The 17,826-nt window shown below is 38.0% G+C and carries 13 protein-coding genes; 1 reads left to right on the forward strand and 12 read right to left on the reverse strand.

Annotated features, from left to right (window positions below; translation table 11 throughout):
• Positions 1-61: 61 nt before the first annotated feature.
• The 12 genes from LFUMFP_RS08635 to LFUMFP_RS08695 form a co-directional block, all read right to left on the reverse strand.
• Positions 62-526 carry a SprT family protein gene (locus tag LFUMFP_RS08635; RefSeq protein ID WP_106483480.1) on the reverse strand — a complete coding sequence of 155 codons (465 nt, stop codon included), beginning with the start codon at positions 524-526 and terminating at the stop codon, positions 62-64.
• Between the two features lies 1 nt (position 527).
• The gene (locus LFUMFP_RS08640; RefSeq protein ID WP_106483481.1) at positions 528-2,705 is read right to left on the reverse strand and encodes a Tex family protein; all 2,178 of its coding nucleotides are present in this window, start codon (positions 2,703-2,705) and stop codon (positions 528-530) included.
• A 72-nt stretch (positions 2,706-2,777) separates the two neighbouring features.
• Positions 2,778-3,212: a hypothetical protein gene (locus LFUMFP_RS08645; RefSeq protein WP_056950620.1), complete on the reverse strand. Its 435-nt coding sequence runs from the start codon at positions 3,210-3,212 to the stop codon at positions 2,778-2,780.
• A 368-nt stretch (positions 3,213-3,580) separates the two neighbouring features.
• On the reverse strand, positions 3,581-6,247 hold the full coding sequence (locus LFUMFP_RS08655) for a calcium-translocating P-type ATPase, PMCA-type (RefSeq protein WP_056950618.1): 2,667 nt from the start codon (positions 6,245-6,247) through the stop codon (positions 3,581-3,583).
• A 611-nt stretch (positions 6,248-6,858) separates the two neighbouring features.
• The gene (gene nadE / locus LFUMFP_RS08660) at positions 6,859-7,695 is read right to left on the reverse strand and encodes an NAD(+) synthase (RefSeq protein ID WP_056950615.1); all 837 of its coding nucleotides are present in this window, start codon (positions 7,693-7,695) and stop codon (positions 6,859-6,861) included.
• 50 nt (positions 7,696-7,745) lie between these two features.
• Positions 7,746-9,212 carry a nicotinate phosphoribosyltransferase gene (locus LFUMFP_RS08665; RefSeq protein ID WP_056950612.1) on the reverse strand — a complete coding sequence of 489 codons (1,467 nt, stop codon included), beginning with the start codon at positions 9,210-9,212 and terminating at the stop codon, positions 7,746-7,748.
• Between the two features lie 95 nt (positions 9,213-9,307).
• Complete coding sequence (locus LFUMFP_RS08670; RefSeq protein WP_025083257.1) at positions 9,308-10,006, reverse strand: glycosyltransferase family 32 protein; 699 nt, start codon at positions 10,004-10,006, stop codon at positions 9,308-9,310.
• 2 nt (positions 10,007-10,008) lie between these two features.
• Positions 10,009-12,699 carry an O-antigen ligase family protein gene (locus tag LFUMFP_RS08675; protein WP_025083258.1) on the reverse strand — a complete coding sequence of 897 codons (2,691 nt, stop codon included), beginning with the start codon at positions 12,697-12,699 and terminating at the stop codon, positions 10,009-10,011.
• A gap of 17 nt (positions 12,700-12,716) precedes the next feature.
• The gene (locus tag LFUMFP_RS08680) at positions 12,717-13,808 is read right to left on the reverse strand and encodes a glycosyltransferase family 4 protein (RefSeq protein WP_025083259.1); all 1,092 of its coding nucleotides are present in this window, start codon (positions 13,806-13,808) and stop codon (positions 12,717-12,719) included.
• Between the two features lie 5 nt (positions 13,809-13,813).
• On the reverse strand, positions 13,814-14,536 hold the full coding sequence (locus LFUMFP_RS08685; protein ID WP_025083260.1) for a WecB/TagA/CpsF family glycosyltransferase: 723 nt from the start codon (positions 14,534-14,536) through the stop codon (positions 13,814-13,816).
• A 3-nt stretch (positions 14,537-14,539) separates the two neighbouring features.
• Complete coding sequence (locus LFUMFP_RS08690) at positions 14,540-15,976, reverse strand: oligosaccharide flippase family protein (RefSeq protein WP_025083261.1); 1,437 nt, start codon at positions 15,974-15,976, stop codon at positions 14,540-14,542.
• Positions 15,977-15,986: 10 nt separating this feature from the next.
• Entirely contained in the window at positions 15,987-17,183 is a 1,197-nt protein-coding gene (locus tag LFUMFP_RS08695; protein WP_025083262.1) for a CDP-glycerol glycerophosphotransferase family protein, read from the reverse strand.
• A gap of 157 nt (positions 17,184-17,340) precedes the next feature.
• On the opposite strand from LFUMFP_RS08695, the gene tagD reads away from it, so the two are divergent.
• Positions 17,341-17,730, forward strand: a complete 390-nt coding sequence (gene tagD, locus LFUMFP_RS08700) for a glycerol-3-phosphate cytidylyltransferase (RefSeq protein WP_025083263.1) — start codon at positions 17,341-17,343, stop codon at positions 17,728-17,730.
• The last annotated feature ends 96 nt before the right edge of the window (positions 17,731-17,826 follow it).

Here is a 17,826-nt window from a genome sequence, read left to right on the forward strand (position 1 = left end):
CGTCAATAAATAATGTTCGTTTAAATATCAGAGTATGACGACTTGTGTCACAACCTCATTTTTATGCGTTAATTTCAGTCTTGAGATGCACTAATCGGCCACGACACAATCGACAGACATACCGGTCAACATTAATTTGACGTTGTCGTTGATAGACCTGACCGCAACTTTGACAACGATACGTTTCAATCTTACGGGTTTTAACTTTTTTTAAACTGGCCGGTGCATATCGTGCACCACCAACTTGTTGCAACAATTGTTTAAAAGCAACATCTCGATGACGATAACCTTGATGACCTAAATGCAAATGATAATGACACAACTCGTGTTTAATCACACCGACCAAAGTTGCCTGATCATGTTCCGTTAACATCTTGGGATTGATATCAATATGATGGTCGCCCAGATGATACCGGCCCCCCGTCGTCTTTAGTCGTCGGTTAAAATTGGCCTGGTGCTCAAAAGGCCGCTGAAATACAGTCAGTGAGATAGTCTGAATCAATTGCGTCAGTTCTTGATCCGTCATCTTAGTCGTTGGCTTTAGGGGCCTTCATGGTTAATTGCACCCGTTCCCGTTCTTGATCAACACTCAGCACCCAGACTTGGACAATATCGCCGACCACGACTTCATCAGAGGGGTGTTTCACAAAATGATTGGCCAATTGTGAAATGTGGACTAACCCATCGTGTTTAACACCGATATCTACAAACGCGCCGAAATCAATCACGTTGCGGACAGTCCCTTCCAAGGCCATATTTGGTTTCAAATCAGCCATCGTCAAAACGTCTTGGCGTAACAAAGGGGCCGTCATTTGATCCCGTAAATCTCGACCCGGTTTCTGCAAACCGTCTAAGACATCTTGTAAGGTTTCAGCACCGAGTTCTAAATCGGCCATCAATGTTTCAAACGACTGTTGTTGAATCGCTTGTTGTAGTTCCGGTGTACCTAAGGCCGCCAAAGTTAACTTGACAGTTTTTAGAATGGCTTTAGCCGCAACGTAACTTTCAGGATGAATATCGGTGTTATCAAGTGGATTCGTGCCGTTAATAATCCGTAAAAAACCAATCGCTTGTTCATAAGCTTTAGGTCCTAAGCGTGGCACCTTTTTCAAGTCACTGCGTTTTTGATATAACCCATTATCATCACGATACTGCACAATATTTTGCGCCGTCGTGCCGGTTAAACCTGAAATTTTCTGTAATAATTGTGGACTGGCCGTATTGACGTTAACGCCGACACTATTAACCACATCTTCAATCACGGTATCCAATTGCGCCGTCAATTCTTTTTGCGCCACATCGTGTTGGTATTGGCCCACACCAACTGCTTGTGGGTCGATCTTAATCAATTCTGCCAATGGATCCTGTAGACGGCGGGCAATACTAATCGCGCTCCGTTCTTCGACGTGTAGCTCTGGGAATTCAGCACGCGCCGTATCACTCGCCGAATAAACTGAGGCTCCCGCTTCATTGACAATTACGTAAAAAATTTCCTGGGAAATTGTTTTTAAAATATCCGCGACAAATTCTTCAGATTCCCGACTAGCGGTTCCATTACCAATCGCAATCATTTCAACGTGGTATTTGAGTAGAAAATTTTTAAATTCATCAGTGGCAGCTGCCCGTTGTTTGGCCGAAGCCGGTTTATGCGGATAGATAACCAACTTGTCTAAGAACTTACCCGTGCCATCAACTATGGCCAATTTACAGCCTGTCCTATAAGCCGGATCAAAACCTAACACGACTTTGCCCTTTAATGGCGGTTGTAATAATAAATGCTTCAAATTATCGCCGAAAACGGCAATCGCTTGGTGATCGGCCTTGGTTTTTAATTGTTTTCGTAATTCACGGTCAATCGCTGGTCCAATAAAGCGTTTATAGGCGTCGTCAATCGCCATTTGAATCAACGCCGTACTAGCAGTTTGTTGCCCCCTGAATAACGCTTGGGCAATATGCCCCGTAATCATCGCATCGTTAATTTGAATTTTAACTTTCAGAATACCCTCGCGTTCGCCACGCGCAATCGCTAAGTATTGATGATCAGCGACTTTAGCCAAGGGCGCCGTAAAGTCATAATAGATTTGATAAACCTGTTTGTCATCTTTTTCGTCATCTTTAGATTGGCTAACTAATTCGCCATTACGCCAAGTGTATTGACGTGTCCATTCTCTAAAAGTAGCAACTTCACTGATTTTTTCGGCTAGAATTTCATGAACACCCGCTAAAACGGCCGTTTGGTCCGTTAAATCCTGTTCAGGATTAATAAATTCAGCCGCCTTGGCTTGCAACGTCGCTTCCGACCAATTAGGTATTTTTTCAATCGTGTCGGCTAACGGTTCTAAACCAGCTTCCTTGGCAATCGTGGCTTTCGTTCGGCGTTTTTGTTTATACGGTAAGTACAAATCTTCCAAAACTTGCAGTTGTTTAGCTGTTTCGATTTGTTTTTGTAATTGTGGCGTTAATTTCTGTTGTTCCGTGATATTTTTAATAATATCAGCTCGACGTTTTTCTAACGTCGTTAAATAGTCAAACGTACTTTCGATTTCACGAATTTGAACTTCGTCTAAACTCCCCGTTCGTTCCTTCCGATAACGCGCCACAAAGGGGACGGTGTTGCCTTCGGCGAGCAATCCTAAAGTGGCTTTAATTTGTTTCGGTTGGTATTGCGTTAATTGGGCAGTTACTAATTGTTGAATGTCAGTCATACTCGTTATCTCCTCATCATTTTGATGCAATCAAAAAAACAGCTTCCACGCTGGAAACTGTTCTCATCTACTTTAAGCGAGCGTTGAAATTTTTTCAATATATTTAGAAAATTGATCAGTCGCTGCATCTTGACGCATTTCTGACGCCACAAAAGCCTGCATGTCGATTGTTTGATCATCGTGCATACTTGTAATCAAATCTTCGCAAGCTTGAATGAAGTCGCTATAAGCGCCCATTAAGCGTTGATTATTCCCCATCAAGCGAGCAGGAACGGCAACGGTCTTAAACTTAGCCAATGCTTCGTGATATTGATCAACGCCATCGCGGAAAATTTGAGCAGTTGTTTGATAATCTTGTTCGCTCATTTCAGCCAATTTACCATTTGATAAAGCTTCTTTCAAAGGTGCGAAATACTTACTCATGCCTTCTTGGGCTTTTTCAGTTGTATCGATTAAATCGTTAACGGCTTGACCGTAGTGCGCCATCTTTTGTTGTGTTTTATTCATGTTAATCCTCCTAATATCCTATGCTTTAGTATACTAATTCTAATAACGGCTTGCAATTAAAAGTTTGAAATCGACCGATGCGTTCTGCATCCAAAAAAGCCAACCATAGTTAAATTCACCATGATTGACCCATTTTTGATGAAAAACGTGCTTCTCAGCCAACTTCTTCCGTCTAGCTACAAAGCAGCAATCATGGGTAAAACCGCCCATAATTGTCGCTTTTAGGTTAATCCTCAAAGCCTGATCAGTTCGACCCAGCACTCTTTCTTAAACGTGCCTCCACTCGCAAATCCCTGTGCTTAGCGACGTTGCATCAACAAAGCCCAAAACTCGGACTTTATTGATGCAACTAGGCTAATGCTCGAAATTTACCCGCGAGCTGCGGCACTCTTTCTTTGGAAGAATTTCACTATTTCTACGATGACGATTAATAAGAATGAAGCAGCGATGACAATGCCCCATTGATATAAATCTAAATGTGAAACGTGGAATAAGCCGTTTAGACCCGGTACCATAATCGTTGCTGCCAATAGGACAAATGATGCTAGGACAGCCCAGTTAAATGATTTATTTCTGAATAACCCGACCGTAAAGATTGATTGGTGGACTGATTTAACGTTAAACGCGTGGAAGAGTTGAATCAACCCTAACGTTGCATACGCCATCGTCAAGGCATCCGCATGTGCTAAACCACTTGCTTGATGCACGGGATAGGTGATTGCTAACGCATAAACCGCTAACGTAATCCCACCTTCTAATAACCCTTGATAGATAATCGCTTGGAAAACGCCACCCGAGAAGAAATTCGATTTACGACCACGTGGTTTTTGATCCATAATACCGGGTTCAGTCGGTTCAACTCCCAAGGCAATCGCTGGGAACGTATCTGTGACTAAATTAATCCACAAGATATGCACTGGTTGTAAAATCTGCCAACCTAATATGGTCATCATGAAGAGGGTTAAAACTTCACCCAAGTTTGCTGATAAGAGATATTGAATTGATTTTTGGATATTGGCAAAGACTTTTCGGCCTTCTTTAACCGCAACGACAATCGTTGAGAAATTATCATCCGCTAAGACCATATCACTGGCCCCTTTAGACACTTCAGTCCCCGTAATCCCCATACCAATCCCGATATCCGCTGATTTCAAGGCCGGCGCATCATTGACACCATCACCGGTCATGGCAACCACTTTACCGTGTTTCTGCCAAGCTTTCACGATCCGGACCTTATGTTCTGGTGCCACCCGTGCATAAACCGCGTATTGTTCAACTTGATCAGCAAATTGTTGATCATCTAATTGATCCAATTCAGCACCCGTAATCACGGCAGCATCAGCGTGTTCATCGTCTTTAATGATTCCTAAACGAAGCGCAATCGCTTCAGCTGTATCGCGATGATCGCCAGTTATCATTAAAGTCCGAATCCCGGCTGAATGCGCATCAGTAACGGCTTGTTTGGCTTCTGGCCGTTCAGGATCAATCATCCCGACTAACCCGGCAAAGACTAATGATTCTTCTAAACTTTCATCAACCGTTGTTGGTTTTTCAGGCAAAATTCGGTAAGCTAACGCCAAAACCCGTAAGGCTTGTTTGGCCAGGTTGTGGTTGGTTTGTAATAAGAAGTCTTTTTCAGTTTCATCAAAGACTTGGATTTCGCCATTTTGATCGATATAATGACTAACTCGTTTGAATAATTCATCGGGTGCGCCTTTGGTCGTCATTAAGAATTGACCATCGGCTTGTTGATGAATAGTCGACATTAATTTCCGTTCTGAATCAAACGGTACTTCAGCCACTCGTGGCAAGTCCGTTAAAGTTTGTTGTAGATTAAAGTCTTTCAATTGACCGTAAGCCACTAACGCCGTTTCAGTCGGGTCGCCAATCATTTGGCCTTCTTCAGTAATCTTGGTGTCGTTGGCTAAATTCATAATCTTCAACGTTAAATTATCAGCTGGCAATGCAGCCGATGCATCTTGTAATTGATTATTGGTAAAGATTTTTTCGACAGTCATTTGGTTCATGGTTAATGTCCCGGTTTTATCAGACGCGATAATGTCGGTACTGCCTAACGTTTCAACCGCTGGTAGCTTACGGACAAGTGCCTTCCGTTTCACCATTTTTTGCGTTCCTAAAGCTAAAATAATCGTGACAATTGCTGGCAAGCCTTCTGGGATTGCCGCAACCGCTAACGAAATCGCCGTTAATAACATATTAATTGGTGATTGCGCGTGGCGTAGATAACCGACCACGAAGACAATCGCTGCAATAATTAAAATCATAATCGTTAATGTTTTACCTAATTGACTCAAGTTCATTTGTAACGGTGTCGTTGTTTCATCCGCTTGGTTTAACATACCCGCAATCCGACCAACTTCGGTTTGCATCCCAATTGCAGTGACAACGCCTAGTCCACGACCGTAAGTGACGTTACTATTCATAAACGCCATATTCGTCCGGTCGCCAATACCACTTTCAGCATCGGTCAATACACCAATTTGTTTGTCGACTGGCACTGATTCACCGGTTAAGGCCGATTCTTCAATCTTTAAGGCCGCTGATTCAATCAAGCGCAAATCGGCCGGGACAATATCGCCAGCTTCTAATAAAACGATATCGCCAACGACTAAATCTTCACTCTTAATTTTAACAATCTGACCGTTTCGACGCACGTGTGCATCGGGGGTTGCCATTTCCTTTAGGGCATCGATCGCCTGTTCCGCTTTGGCTTCTTGGAAAACGCCAAAAACCGCATTTAGAATCACCACGGCTAAAATAATAAACGCATCCGGCCATTCATGTGCTAAAAAGCCAGCAATCATCGCTGCCACTAATAAAACAATAATCATGAAATCTTTAAACTGTTCTAAAAAACGAATCACTAAGCCTTTCCGTTTCTTTTCAGTTAACTGATTCTTCCCATTTTGTTCTAACCGAGTCGCAACTTGTGTCGTGCTTAACCCTTCAGAACTGGTCTCCAAAGCCGTTAAGGTCTGCTCCGGTGATTGTGTAAAGTATTGTGTTTCCGTCATGTATTACGCCTCCTATTATAAACTCAGGGGTAAAAAAAGAGACTTACAGGAATTCAAAGAATTCCCATAAGTCTCACTAATTAAGATAACACCAGAATATTGTCTTGTTGGTGGCGTTATCGCAGCTAGGCTGCCAGTTACTCCCTTATCGTTAATCCTATTATAAGGCATAACCAATTCAAAACGCAAGTAATTTGTTATAAAAAGATTGCAAACTTGAGCGATATTAACGATGAACGTGTGCTCACTTTAAACGTGCCTTGGTTCGCAGACTTCTGCGCCTAGCTACGTTTCGCAAACAAAGTCTTTCCAAGGCTTTGTTTGCGAAACTAGTCTAATGCTCAAAGTCTATTCGCGAGCCGCAGCACTCTTCCATAACGCGCTTTTTAGTTGCAACAACCTCCGCTTAACCTAAAATCGCCAATTATCTTAAGTTCAAGATAATCAGCGGTTTTCTGTTAATGCTCAGTTGCTAAACGCAACTAAACACGCTTACTTCCTCTAAACGTGCTTCTCGAACTAGTCTTTTCCGGTTAACTACAAATCACGGCTTATGACTAAAAAGCAAGTCATAAGCCGTGATTTTAGGCTATACTCAGAAGCTAACCGGTTTAATCAGCACTCTTCCAGAATGTATCAAATACCGTTATTGGTAAATGACGTTTGTGTTCTGTTTTTTGGTACCAATTTTCAATTTTTTCGGCCGCCGTCTCTGAAACTTCTCGGCCTTCTAAATAGTCATCAATTTCTTGATAAGTCACACCTAACGCTAATTCATCCGGTAGCGCTGGTCGGTCTTCTTCTAAGTCGGCAGTCGGCACTTTCTTGTATAAATGCGTTGGTGCCCCTAATTCAGCCAACAATGCCTGGCCTTGGCGTTTATCTAACCGGAAAAGGGGCGCCAAATCAGCGCCACCATCACCAAATTTCGTGTAAAAACCGGTGATTGATTCAGCAGAATGATCGGTGCCTAAAACAACTCCCTGATTTTCACCGGCAATCCCGTATTGCGCAATCATCCGCACGCGCGCTTTGATATTGCCTTTATTGAAATCACTGACGGTCACACCGGTTTCAGCTAAAGCAGCCACCATCGTATCAACCGATGTTTTAATATTGACCCGCTTCGTTTGGTCCGCTTGCATAAAGTCAATCGCCGCCATTGCGTCTGATTCATCCGCTTGTTCACCATAGGGTAAGCGAACGGCGATAAATTGATAAGCTTGATTGCCCGTTTCAGTCCGCATTTCTTGCATTGCTTTTTCAGCCAACGCGCCAACCAAAGTTGAATCTTGGCCCCCTGAAATTCCCAACACATACGTTTTTAAAAACGTATTTTGGTATAAATAATCCTTTAAAAAATCGACTGAACGCCGAATTTCAACTGCCGGATCAATCGTTGGTTGTGTTTTTAAGGCTGCAATAATCGCTGTTTGTAATGGTCGCATCTTCATTCTCCTTTAGACTAACTACCATCAGTCTATTACGCTTCAATCTTTTAAAAATGTAAGTTCTGAACATCTTCACGAACTTGATGGATTAAATTCATCTTATGATCCCAAGCCCGTTGTGATAAATCAACTGGGTAATCTTGTGGGTTCAAATTCCGTTTGTATTCATCCCATAGCGAATTCAAATTCTCGGTACAGAATTTTTTGATGGCATTGATTTCAGGCAATGTATAAACCCGTTGGCCCCGATCAAAAATCGTCCGTAGAATAGGGCGTGCATCAAAATCCGTCACCGTTTTGTTGATGTACGTATAGTTGGGGTGGAACATATAAATCGACTCTTGTTCCAACGGATCTTCATCCCACAACGTGATATAATCGCCTTCTGACTTATGATCGACCTGTTTAGTAATCCGCCAAACTTGCTTACGCCCAGGCGTCGATACCTTTTCAGCATTGCTCGATAATTTAATCGTGTCTTCCATTTGACCGTCCGCATTTTCAATCGACACCATCTTATAAACCGCGCCTAAAGCCGGTTGGTCATAAGCGGTAATTAATTTAGTCCCAATGCCCCAAACATCAATTTTGGCTTCTTGCATCTTCAAGTTTTGAATCGTTTTTTCATCTAAATCATTGGATGCATAAACTTTAGCATCGGTGAAACCCGCTTCATCCAATTGTTGGCGAACCCGTTTAGAAATATACGCCATGTCACCACTGTCAATCCGGACGCCTTGGAAATTAATCTTGTCGCCCATTTCCTTAGCAACCCGAATCGCGCTAGGCACCCCGCTTTTTAACGTATCATAAGTATCCACTAAAAAGACACAGTCGCGATGAGTTTCTGCATAAGCGCGAAAAGCGCCATAATCATTCCGGTAAGTTTGGACCAACGAGTGCGCATGTGTGCCACTCGCGGGAATCCCAAAAATCTTCGAAGCACGCACATTACTCGTTGCATCGAAACCACCAATGTAAGCCGCCCGTGTGCCCCATAAAGCAGCGTCTAATTCTTGCGCGCGGCGTGTCCCAAATTCCATGATTGGATCTTTACCAACCACCATTTTAATCCGCGCGGCTTTCGTTGCAATCAACGTTTGATAATTGACAATATTCAACAACGCCGTTTCCACTAACTGACATTGCGCTAGTGAGCCTTCAACCTGTAGAATCGGTTCATTGCCAAAAACCAGTTCACCTTCAACCGCGGAGCGAATCGTTAAATCAAACTTCAAATTTTCGAGATAGTCTAAAAAATCAGCCGGATAACCAATTTCATCACGCAGATAGGTAATATCGCTTTCCGTAAAATGTAAATTTTCTAAATAATTGACAATTCGTTCTAAGCCAGCAAAAATAGCATAACCATTTTCAAACGGTAATTTGCGGAAGTAACATTCGAAAACTGCTGTTCGATTGTGCAAGCCCTTCTTGAAATAAGTTAACATCATATTGAGCTGATACAAGTCTGTGTGTAATAACAAACTATCATCAGGATATAATTTTTGCATTTCGCGCTCCTAATTGTAGACATATTTGGTATTAACTATATCATAAAATAAAACGTGCAAACAAAAAAAGACAGTAAAAAACCGTCTTTTTTTGTTCAGCTCAATAATTTTTGATAACATTTTGCTTTTGCTTTTGATGTCGTTCTAATTTTGAACCATTTATTAATTTTACGTTTAAGTGGTTTCTGACCTTCCATCCAAGTTCCTGTAAAAACATGGATGGTTGACGAGTTGCCAGATGGATTACATAAAATACCGGATGGATAGACATGAATGCCTGTCTCTAAAGTCTGTTCTTGATTACCTAACTGACAATGGTACTTATCAATTAGAATATCAGAAACGGTTTTTGTATTAACATTTTTCATTTGATCGTTTTTATCAAATGAAAATGACTCTCCTTCAAAATCATTCAGCATATCCTTAACAAATGGATGTCCTTGCTCAGCACCAAAAGCAGCAGTAAATGGATAATCTGGATTCTCAAAACCAACAAACGCCTTATTCTGTAGAAACTGTTCTAAATTATCTAATACCAATACATCGGTATCTAGATAGATACCACCTTCATGATAAATAACGTAAGCACGAATGAAATCACTCACATAGGCCCACTTTTTTTGTTCATAAGCAGTCTTAATATAATCATTCATGTTCATATCAAAATTATTTTCATTCCATTCAATAATTTCATAATCTTTTAAATGAACTTGCCAAGTTGCCATACACCGTTTAACATCAGCTGACTTTTCTTTGCCGCCAACCCAAACGTAATGAATTTTTTTAGGAATCATAATTAATCTCTCATTTCTAATTCGACATAAGGCTCAATATTTAAAAAGTGGCAGATGGTCTCCCACTGTTTTCTATTTTCTTTCGTTACTTGAATCTTTGTGAACCCCTGTTGCATTTCTTCAAATAGTTCAATGTAAAATGTCTCTAACTGACCATCAATCATTTTTTGATTAAACGGCCGCATATCTGCACCTTTATAAATCGGTAAATCCTCTGGTATTGTCAGTTGCAAGGTCCGTTCGCCAGTAAATTGATAATAACTAACCAGCGCTTTTAAGTACGGCTGTTTATTAAAGTCAGAGACTCTTTTTTGAATAGCAAAACCAATTACTTCACTTGCCTTGATCTTATTAGTTTGCTTTTTAATAGCGATTGGCCAATAAATTGATAACAACTTAAGTTTATTAAACAATCTAAAAATACGATATTGTAATTTATATTCTGGAACACGATATTGCCCCAATAAACTAACCAATGTTCTCAGTTCACCATTTAAGACGTTTAAATTGCCCACTTCAGAATTAATATAATTATCTTCGTAAACCCGGTAGTTGATAACATCGAAATTAGCATTCTCTAAATTTAAGGTTTTGACATATCCATCCTCAAAATCAAGCCAATTAGGTGTATTCCACAATAAATAGTTATTCCTCACTTGATTGGTAAAGACTTCAGTTTTCCAAAATGCAAAATCTAAATATAAATTACGACCTAACCATAGTGTTTGCATTTTTACTTGCCGACTATTGCCTAGATAATCTAACGTAGTCTGTCCCTGTATTTTTTGTCCATTACTATCGACACACTTAATATTCGCCAACAAACCATCCGTCTCATCATTTGATAACGCTTGGTTGGCCCGCAATAAAACTCTATCATTCTGGAAAGTATCGTCTGAATGAATGATATAGACAAAGTCACCGGATACCGATTGACTCCCCAAGCTTAAAGCATTCAACTGATCACTGTTATTTTGATAGATATATTTTATTTGTTTTTCTAAATGATACCGTCGAATGTATTCATTAATCACTAATTTAGTATCATCAGTTGAACCATCATCAACGATAATCAATTCCCAATCAGTATACTTCTGTCGTCTGATAGATTCTAAAGACTCTATAATCGTATCTTGATCATTATACGTTGGCATTAACAAACTAAATTTACGTTTGGTCAAAGTTGATTGTCTTTTTACTCTAACTAGTAATTGACCTTCAATAAAGGCCAAAATAAACGTTTCAGTTAGAAAATCCATCACATTACCACTATATAATGAAACACCTAATATCCCTAATATTCCTAATAGGAAGGCCGTATTTCTAAAAGTGAATTTCGTTTTAAAATGTCGTAATATTTCATACATTAAATAAATGACACCCAAAATATACGGTAATACCAATAAAACAACACCAATTAATCCCATTGAATAATATTGAGAAATAAAATCTCTTTCAACATTAAATATATTGTTCATCCTAGTGTAAGTAATTCCCAATAAGTCATCCTTAGGATTATCATTAATTGATTTAACCCGGTCTAACATGGCAATCTCTAACTTTCGGAAACTAGTCCGATCTTGAATCGGCCATTTCATAATCTCTTTCCAAAAATTAGGATCATCATAATAAGGATAAGAAACTTCAATAAATCTTGCATTAATAGAATACTCACCATAATGCTTTCTAATATACTTGATTAGGGGTGTTTCCTTATGTTTCTTTGTATTATCTTCTTTACTCTTCTCTTCTAATTTCTTTTCACGTTCTTTTACCTTATCTTGATTGCCGTCACGCTCTTGTTGAATTTGAGCATCAAAATTAGTCCGATTAATGGCCGGTGAATCGGGATAGATGACCCCACTCAGAATAATAAATAGAAATAAAACACCTAAAGTTAACGGTTTAAACACCAAATCCTTTTTGATAAATGTGAAAAACAAATACATACATGTTATAACGACTAATAACCCGATACATCCTAACGTTGATACTTTCGTCCCTAACATGAACATCGCCAATACTTGTAGCAAACATAAAATAATGTTTTTGGCATTCAGATGTTTAACAAGGTAATAGAACATTAAAGGCAATAATAAGACCTCTAGTGCCGCTGTTGAATTAGCAAAGTTAAAAAAGCCCTTCGATGCCAATTGAAAATAACTACCATGTCGATTATCAAAGAACCAATTGAAAATATTCCCTGTAATACGCTGATTCGTATAGGATGCCAAACTAATCTTAAACAAATTAGTTACCACAATACTACCGGATACTAACGCAACCAACCACGAAACAATTGATTCTAATTCATTATCTGTAAATCTAACGTTATACGAAATAACTAATACAATCAATGGTAGTACCATTCTAATTATGTAGAAAAGTTCCCCAGTTATTGAGTAGCCAAAATTACCATCCACTAATGAATGAAATTGCATCGCATTCAAATGATGAACAATAAAATATAAAAGTAATAACCCTGTATAAATCCCGATAAATAATCGTAATTTATTGTTTTTATTAGCCCACAAAAACATAACACTAATGATACCCACAAGTACTATTCTAAGAATAGTCGCCGGCGAAAACTTTAGAAGTATCGAAATTGGTGGTTGATATAAATAAAATATATCTAAAAATGGTTGAATTAAAATAAACCAAAATAAAGTTGTTTTTAACTTTGAATACACAATACGTCCTCCCAAAATTACATATTAGTGCTTAAAAATACAGTATACCCTTTAATTGTCGATTGACAGAGATTATCGATTGAAAAATTAGCTTGAGCATGTACTCTTAATCTATCCCCTATCGGTTGTAATGTCCCTGTTTGCCAGTTAGCATACGCTTCTAGTAAAGCCGTTTTTAACGCTATCATATCTTGAGTCGGAACAATCCATCCATAATTATCATCTGGAATTAATTGACGCATATCACCTACATCAGTTGCAATAACTGGCACCCCATAATTGGCTGCCTCTAATAATACTAATGGAAAACTTTCGCTTAATGAACTGAGCACCGCTAAATCGGTTTTTAGATAATATTGATTAATTTCGGTTTGCGTTAGCATTCCAGTAAAATTAACCTGCTGATCAATTTTTAAATCCGATGTCAATTTCTGTAAATCATTCTTTAATTCGCCTTCCCCTATGATGGTCAACTGTGCTTCTTTAATCGCTGCCTCCTTGAAGGCATTCAATAATATTGAATGTCCTTTAACCGGGTGCAACCGACCAACAATTACAATTTCAAATTTATCATGTGGTTGTCGCTCAGGTACCACGGTTTGAAACCTAATGCCATTATAAATAACTCTAATTTTATTTTCCGCTATTCCTAACGCTAAGAGCACATTTTTAAAATTTTGGGTGACCGCAAAAATACCATCTGCTTTTTTTAAACTTCTGATATTTAATTTAGTAAATAACCAACCTAATACACCACGTTGCATAAAATCTAACCGGGGATCACTATGAACCGTTATGATCCATTTCGCCTTAATTTTATTTCTAATTAAACTTAAAAACAAGTTAGCCCGAGCACCATGCGTATGGACTAAATCAAAATCACCTGCATTAATATACGCAACCAATTCTTTGAGCAATCCAAAATCATAGCGACTACTCTTACCCATAATTTTCACTTTAATGCCTTTTTTTTTGGCAGCAGCAGCAACTGGACCGTCAGCAAACGTCAATAATTCAACTTCGTCTTTTGGAAATTGACTTAAAAGACCAATAATATGGCTTAACCCGCCACCATTTTCTAGTCCAGCATTGATGTGTAAAACTCTCAAATGGCTTACCCCTTTCCAACTTTTTTAACTTCTTGAATGAACTTAGGTAATACTAACATACGCTTGAACCGAGTTGGCTCCTTCAGCAGTCGATAGAACCATTCTAAATGTAGTCGTTGCATCCAGACAGGCGCACGTTTGGTCACACCTGAAAAAACGTCAAAACTGCCACCAATTCCCATCAAATACCCCTTATCCAATTGATGTTTTAAACCAGTCAAGAAGTACTCTTGCTTGGGGAAACCAAGCGCAGCAAAAACCATATCCGGCGCTTTATCAATGATATCCGTTTGAATTGTTAAATCTTCTATATCGAAATAACCATTATGATAACCAACTAACTGAATATCAGGATAATCTTCAGCAATTCTCTGAACAGCAAGTTCGATGATTTCTTGTTTAGCCCCCACTAAATAAACACTTAGTTTTTTTTGATTTGCTAAGTTTAATAACGCTAAAAAAAGATCATAACCTGTGACACGTTCTTTAATCGGCGTTTTTAACATCTGACCAGCTTTAATAACACCGATGCCATCAGCCGTGATATAATCAGCTTCATTTAATAATAATTTTTGATATTTTGGTGTCTCTTTAGCATACATTACAATTTCTGGATTGGCCGTTACAACCAGTGTTTTTTGTTGTTGCTCAATTCTTTCTTGAAACTTCGCTATAAATTCAGATTCTGTATAATTATCAAATGGTACGTTTAAAATGTCAACTTTCACTTCTTAATGACCTCTTTTCTTAATAACATTTCCCAATATTTGGCGAACATCTGTTGCCAATTCAAATTTACCCAGCCAGAATAAGCCAAAATAAATGCCTAAAATAATAATTGATTTAAAGGCCATATTCAAAAATGCATTTGGAATTAAATTAGGCATAAAATATCCAATTATAAACGTTATCCCCGCTAATAAAAAATATTTTGGCGTATCTTTAAAGATATAGCGCGCATTATAGTACTCGCGAACAATCCAAATTCTTAACAAACAAACAACTGCTTCAACCGTTAAAATATTAATGGTTGCACCCAAAGCCCCTAAAATTGGATCAAACGTAAAGTTTAAAATCAGACTTAAAATCGCACCAATGATTAACGGAATCGCAAATTCTTTATCTTTACGAATTGCTAAAGCAAATTGATTTGAAAAGACGCCACCAATTGGAATTAGGATAATTGAAAAGCTAATAAAAAACATCAAATGAGTCATCGGTGTAAATTGGCTACCAAAAAACCAAGGAACGAATTCTTTCGTATTACACATCACAGTGACCATGAACGCCAATCCTAAAGCCAAAGTTGTCTCATATGATTTTTTCAAAAAAAGTTGTTGATCTTTTTCAGAGCTAGCTGCCATTTTAGGCATCATGACAACCGTGATTGATGTAATGACACCTAGTATAATATTAGCAATTCGTTGCGACTGGTCATAATAGGATACTTGAGTAGTACTCTGGAATAATCCCAGAATAGGTTTATCTAGAGAGGTATACACCTGGGTTGCTATTTGCGGCACAATTAAAGTCGCAATTACAACCATTGATGCTTTCAAATGGTAATATCGACCAACAAAATGGGGAACGTATTTGCGAATCTGTAACCAGAATACAGAATTCCCTAATAAATTGCCCATCGACATAATTAACATATATAACCCTAAATCAGCTGGATCATGAACAAAGATAAAGATCAAAACAACACTGAACAATTTGATAATTGTATTTCGAAAAACCACTCTTCCAAATTCTGCAATCCCCTGAAAGAACCATGAGATATCAATCATGGTTCCTAATAAGAATGGCAATTGTAATAAGAAATACATGTAATATTTAGGTTTGAATACAAAACAAACAATTACAAAGATAATGATTGTAATCGCGCTCAACGTTGCTTGGATTAGCCATAAGCCCCAAAAAGCTGATTCAAATTCCGATTGGTCTTTATCAGCACGCAATCTTGCAATTGTTCTTGTGCCAATCTGCCCCATTGCTGAAGCACAAAAGACCATAATAAACTGGATTGTAAAGTTAACTGAACTATTAATCCCTAGCGGCCCAGGTCCCAATACACGTGATAAATACGGGGCAGTTATTAAAGGAACAATCACTAAGAAGACTTGATATATTGCATTATAAAAGAAATCTTTAAATAATTTTCTCATTTTAACTCCATTATTTACAATCTTGAACTAAATCTTGAATTAGCTGCTTCCAAATTTGTTCAGATGAATTATTTTTCAAATAGGTATCTTGATAGATCATTTTTCTAATTTGATTACGCTCATCATGTAAGTCTAATTTAAACAAATCGACTAACGCTTGATTAAACTCTTGCATACTCTTAGCAACTAAACCAGGTGCAAATGTCTGATATGGTGTTAACAGGAATCCCCGTCTAGCTTCATAATTTTTTAAATCATTTGCTAAGAATAACAATGGCTTGTCCATCAATAAATAATCAAAATAAACACTTGAATAGTCAGTCATTAAAGCATCCGTAACGGCCAGATATTCATATAAATCATGTTGATTTGTTTGTAACCAATTTCCTTTAATCACTTTAACGTGCTTTAATTGGTTCAAAGCTGTCACATCAACTTGTTTTTCCTCAACTGGATGCAATTTAGCAATAATAATAATATTTTCACGGGCCAACAACGCTTCGAATTGATTGCTCTCAAAATTAGTCAGTCCAAAAATATTACCGTTTTTTAACATATCTGATAAATTTTGGTTATTATCTTCCATTCTAAATGTCGGCAGATAAAAAAGAAGGCGTGGTTCCTTTTTTATAACAGCTTGATCAAATAACCCTACCAATTCTAATTTACGTTCAGCCTTTTGTTGTTCATCGATTTGAAAAAAATCATTTCTTGGAAAACCTAAATGAACAAACTTATTATCAGCAATCCCTTCACAAGCGCTCATTAATGTATCATACATATCTGAAGAAGATGTGATGTAATCTACTGATTTCGACCAATGCTGATGACCTTTTTCTAAATCAATAATATTAGCATTTTTAGCTAAAAATCCCATTCTTTTTAATGGTATACCGTGCCATAATTGGATATACGTCTGCCGTTTGGAAACTTTGTACGGATCGTGCGTTCCGATGATGACTTGCGAAGAGGCTAATTTTAACCATATTGCCAATTTTAGATGACTACTTGGAAAATTTTCAAGTAACCAAACATCTTTATAGTGCAACTCTTCTTTTAAATACCGAAATAACGCTAATCCATTCGAACCAGCATAGCCAGAACCATTGATGATACAAATTTGCCCTCGCTTAACCGGGACTACCTTCAATAAGAGTTTCATCATTTCCATATAAAGTGTAAATAATTTATTTTTTAACAAGCGCATCACTTATCCCATTCTTATGATATATGTTATTCATTATAGCAAAAATAAGCGGACACCGTTATTTCATTTAATATTTTTAACAAAAGTTAGTAATCACTTGAATTATCCCGCTAAATCAACTATGCTTTTATCATTACTACCAACAAGGAGCTTTCTAATGACACGAATTTTAACTTATGGCACTTTTGATCTATTACATTGGGGTCACGTACGCCTTTTAGAACGTGCAAAATCTCTTGGTGATGAACTAATCGTCGGTCTTTCAACCGATGAATTTAATGCTGAAAAGCACAAGGAAGCCTATCATAATTACGATCATCGTAAATATATTTTAGAAGCTATCCGCTATGTTGATCACGTTATTCCCGAAAAAGATTGGGATCAAAAAATTAAAGATGTCCAAAAATATGACATTGATATCTTCGTCATGGGTGATGATTGGGCCGGTAAATTTGATTTTCTTAAAGATTATTGTCAAGTTATCTATTTACCTCGAACTGATGGCATTTCAACAACTAAAATTAAAACTGATTTAGAAGAATTATAATGGTGAATTTTATAATGAAGTTAGCCACCGCTAACTAAAAAACGCCACGTGAATTTCATGTTATATTGAAGTTACCACTAACTTTCAATAGACAAG

The organism is Latilactobacillus fuchuensis (assembly GCF_900258455.1).
Classification (GTDB): Bacteria; Bacillota; Bacilli; order Lactobacillales; family Lactobacillaceae; genus Latilactobacillus; species Latilactobacillus fuchuensis.

What these genes read in the sequence shown, in the direction of transcription:
- nadE (WP_056950615.1), bottom strand. Translation starts at nt 7,695, where the DNA reads ATGCGACCATTACAAACAGCGATTATTGCAGCCTTAAAAACACAACCA.
- LFUMFP_RS08670 (WP_025083257.1), bottom strand. Translation starts at nt 10,006, where the DNA reads ATGATTCCTAAAAAAATTCATTACGTTTGGGTTGGCGGCAAAGAAAAG.
- LFUMFP_RS08665 (WP_056950612.1), bottom strand. Translation starts at nt 9,212, where the DNA reads ATGCAAAAATTATATCCTGATGATAGTTTGTTATTACACACAGACTTG.
- LFUMFP_RS08690 (WP_025083261.1), bottom strand. Translation starts at nt 15,976, where the DNA reads ATGAGAAAATTATTTAAAGATTTCTTTTATAATGCAATATATCAAGTC.
- LFUMFP_RS08635 (WP_106483480.1), bottom strand. Translation starts at nt 526, where the DNA reads ATGACGGATCAAGAACTGACGCAATTGATTCAGACTATCTCACTGACT.
- LFUMFP_RS08695 (WP_025083262.1), bottom strand. Translation starts at nt 17,183, where the DNA reads ATGCGCTTGTTAAAAAATAAATTATTTACACTTTATATGGAAATGATG.
- LFUMFP_RS08655 (WP_056950618.1), bottom strand. Translation starts at nt 6,247, where the DNA reads ATGACGGAAACACAATACTTTACACAATCACCGGAGCAGACCTTAACG.
- LFUMFP_RS08645 (WP_056950620.1), bottom strand. Translation starts at nt 3,212, where the DNA reads ATGAATAAAACACAACAAAAGATGGCGCACTACGGTCAAGCCGTTAAC.
- tagD (WP_025083263.1), top strand. Translation starts at nt 17,341, where the DNA reads ATGACACGAATTTTAACTTATGGCACTTTTGATCTATTACATTGGGGT.
- LFUMFP_RS08640 (WP_106483481.1), bottom strand. Translation starts at nt 2,705, where the DNA reads ATGACTGACATTCAACAATTAGTAACTGCCCAATTAACGCAATACCAA.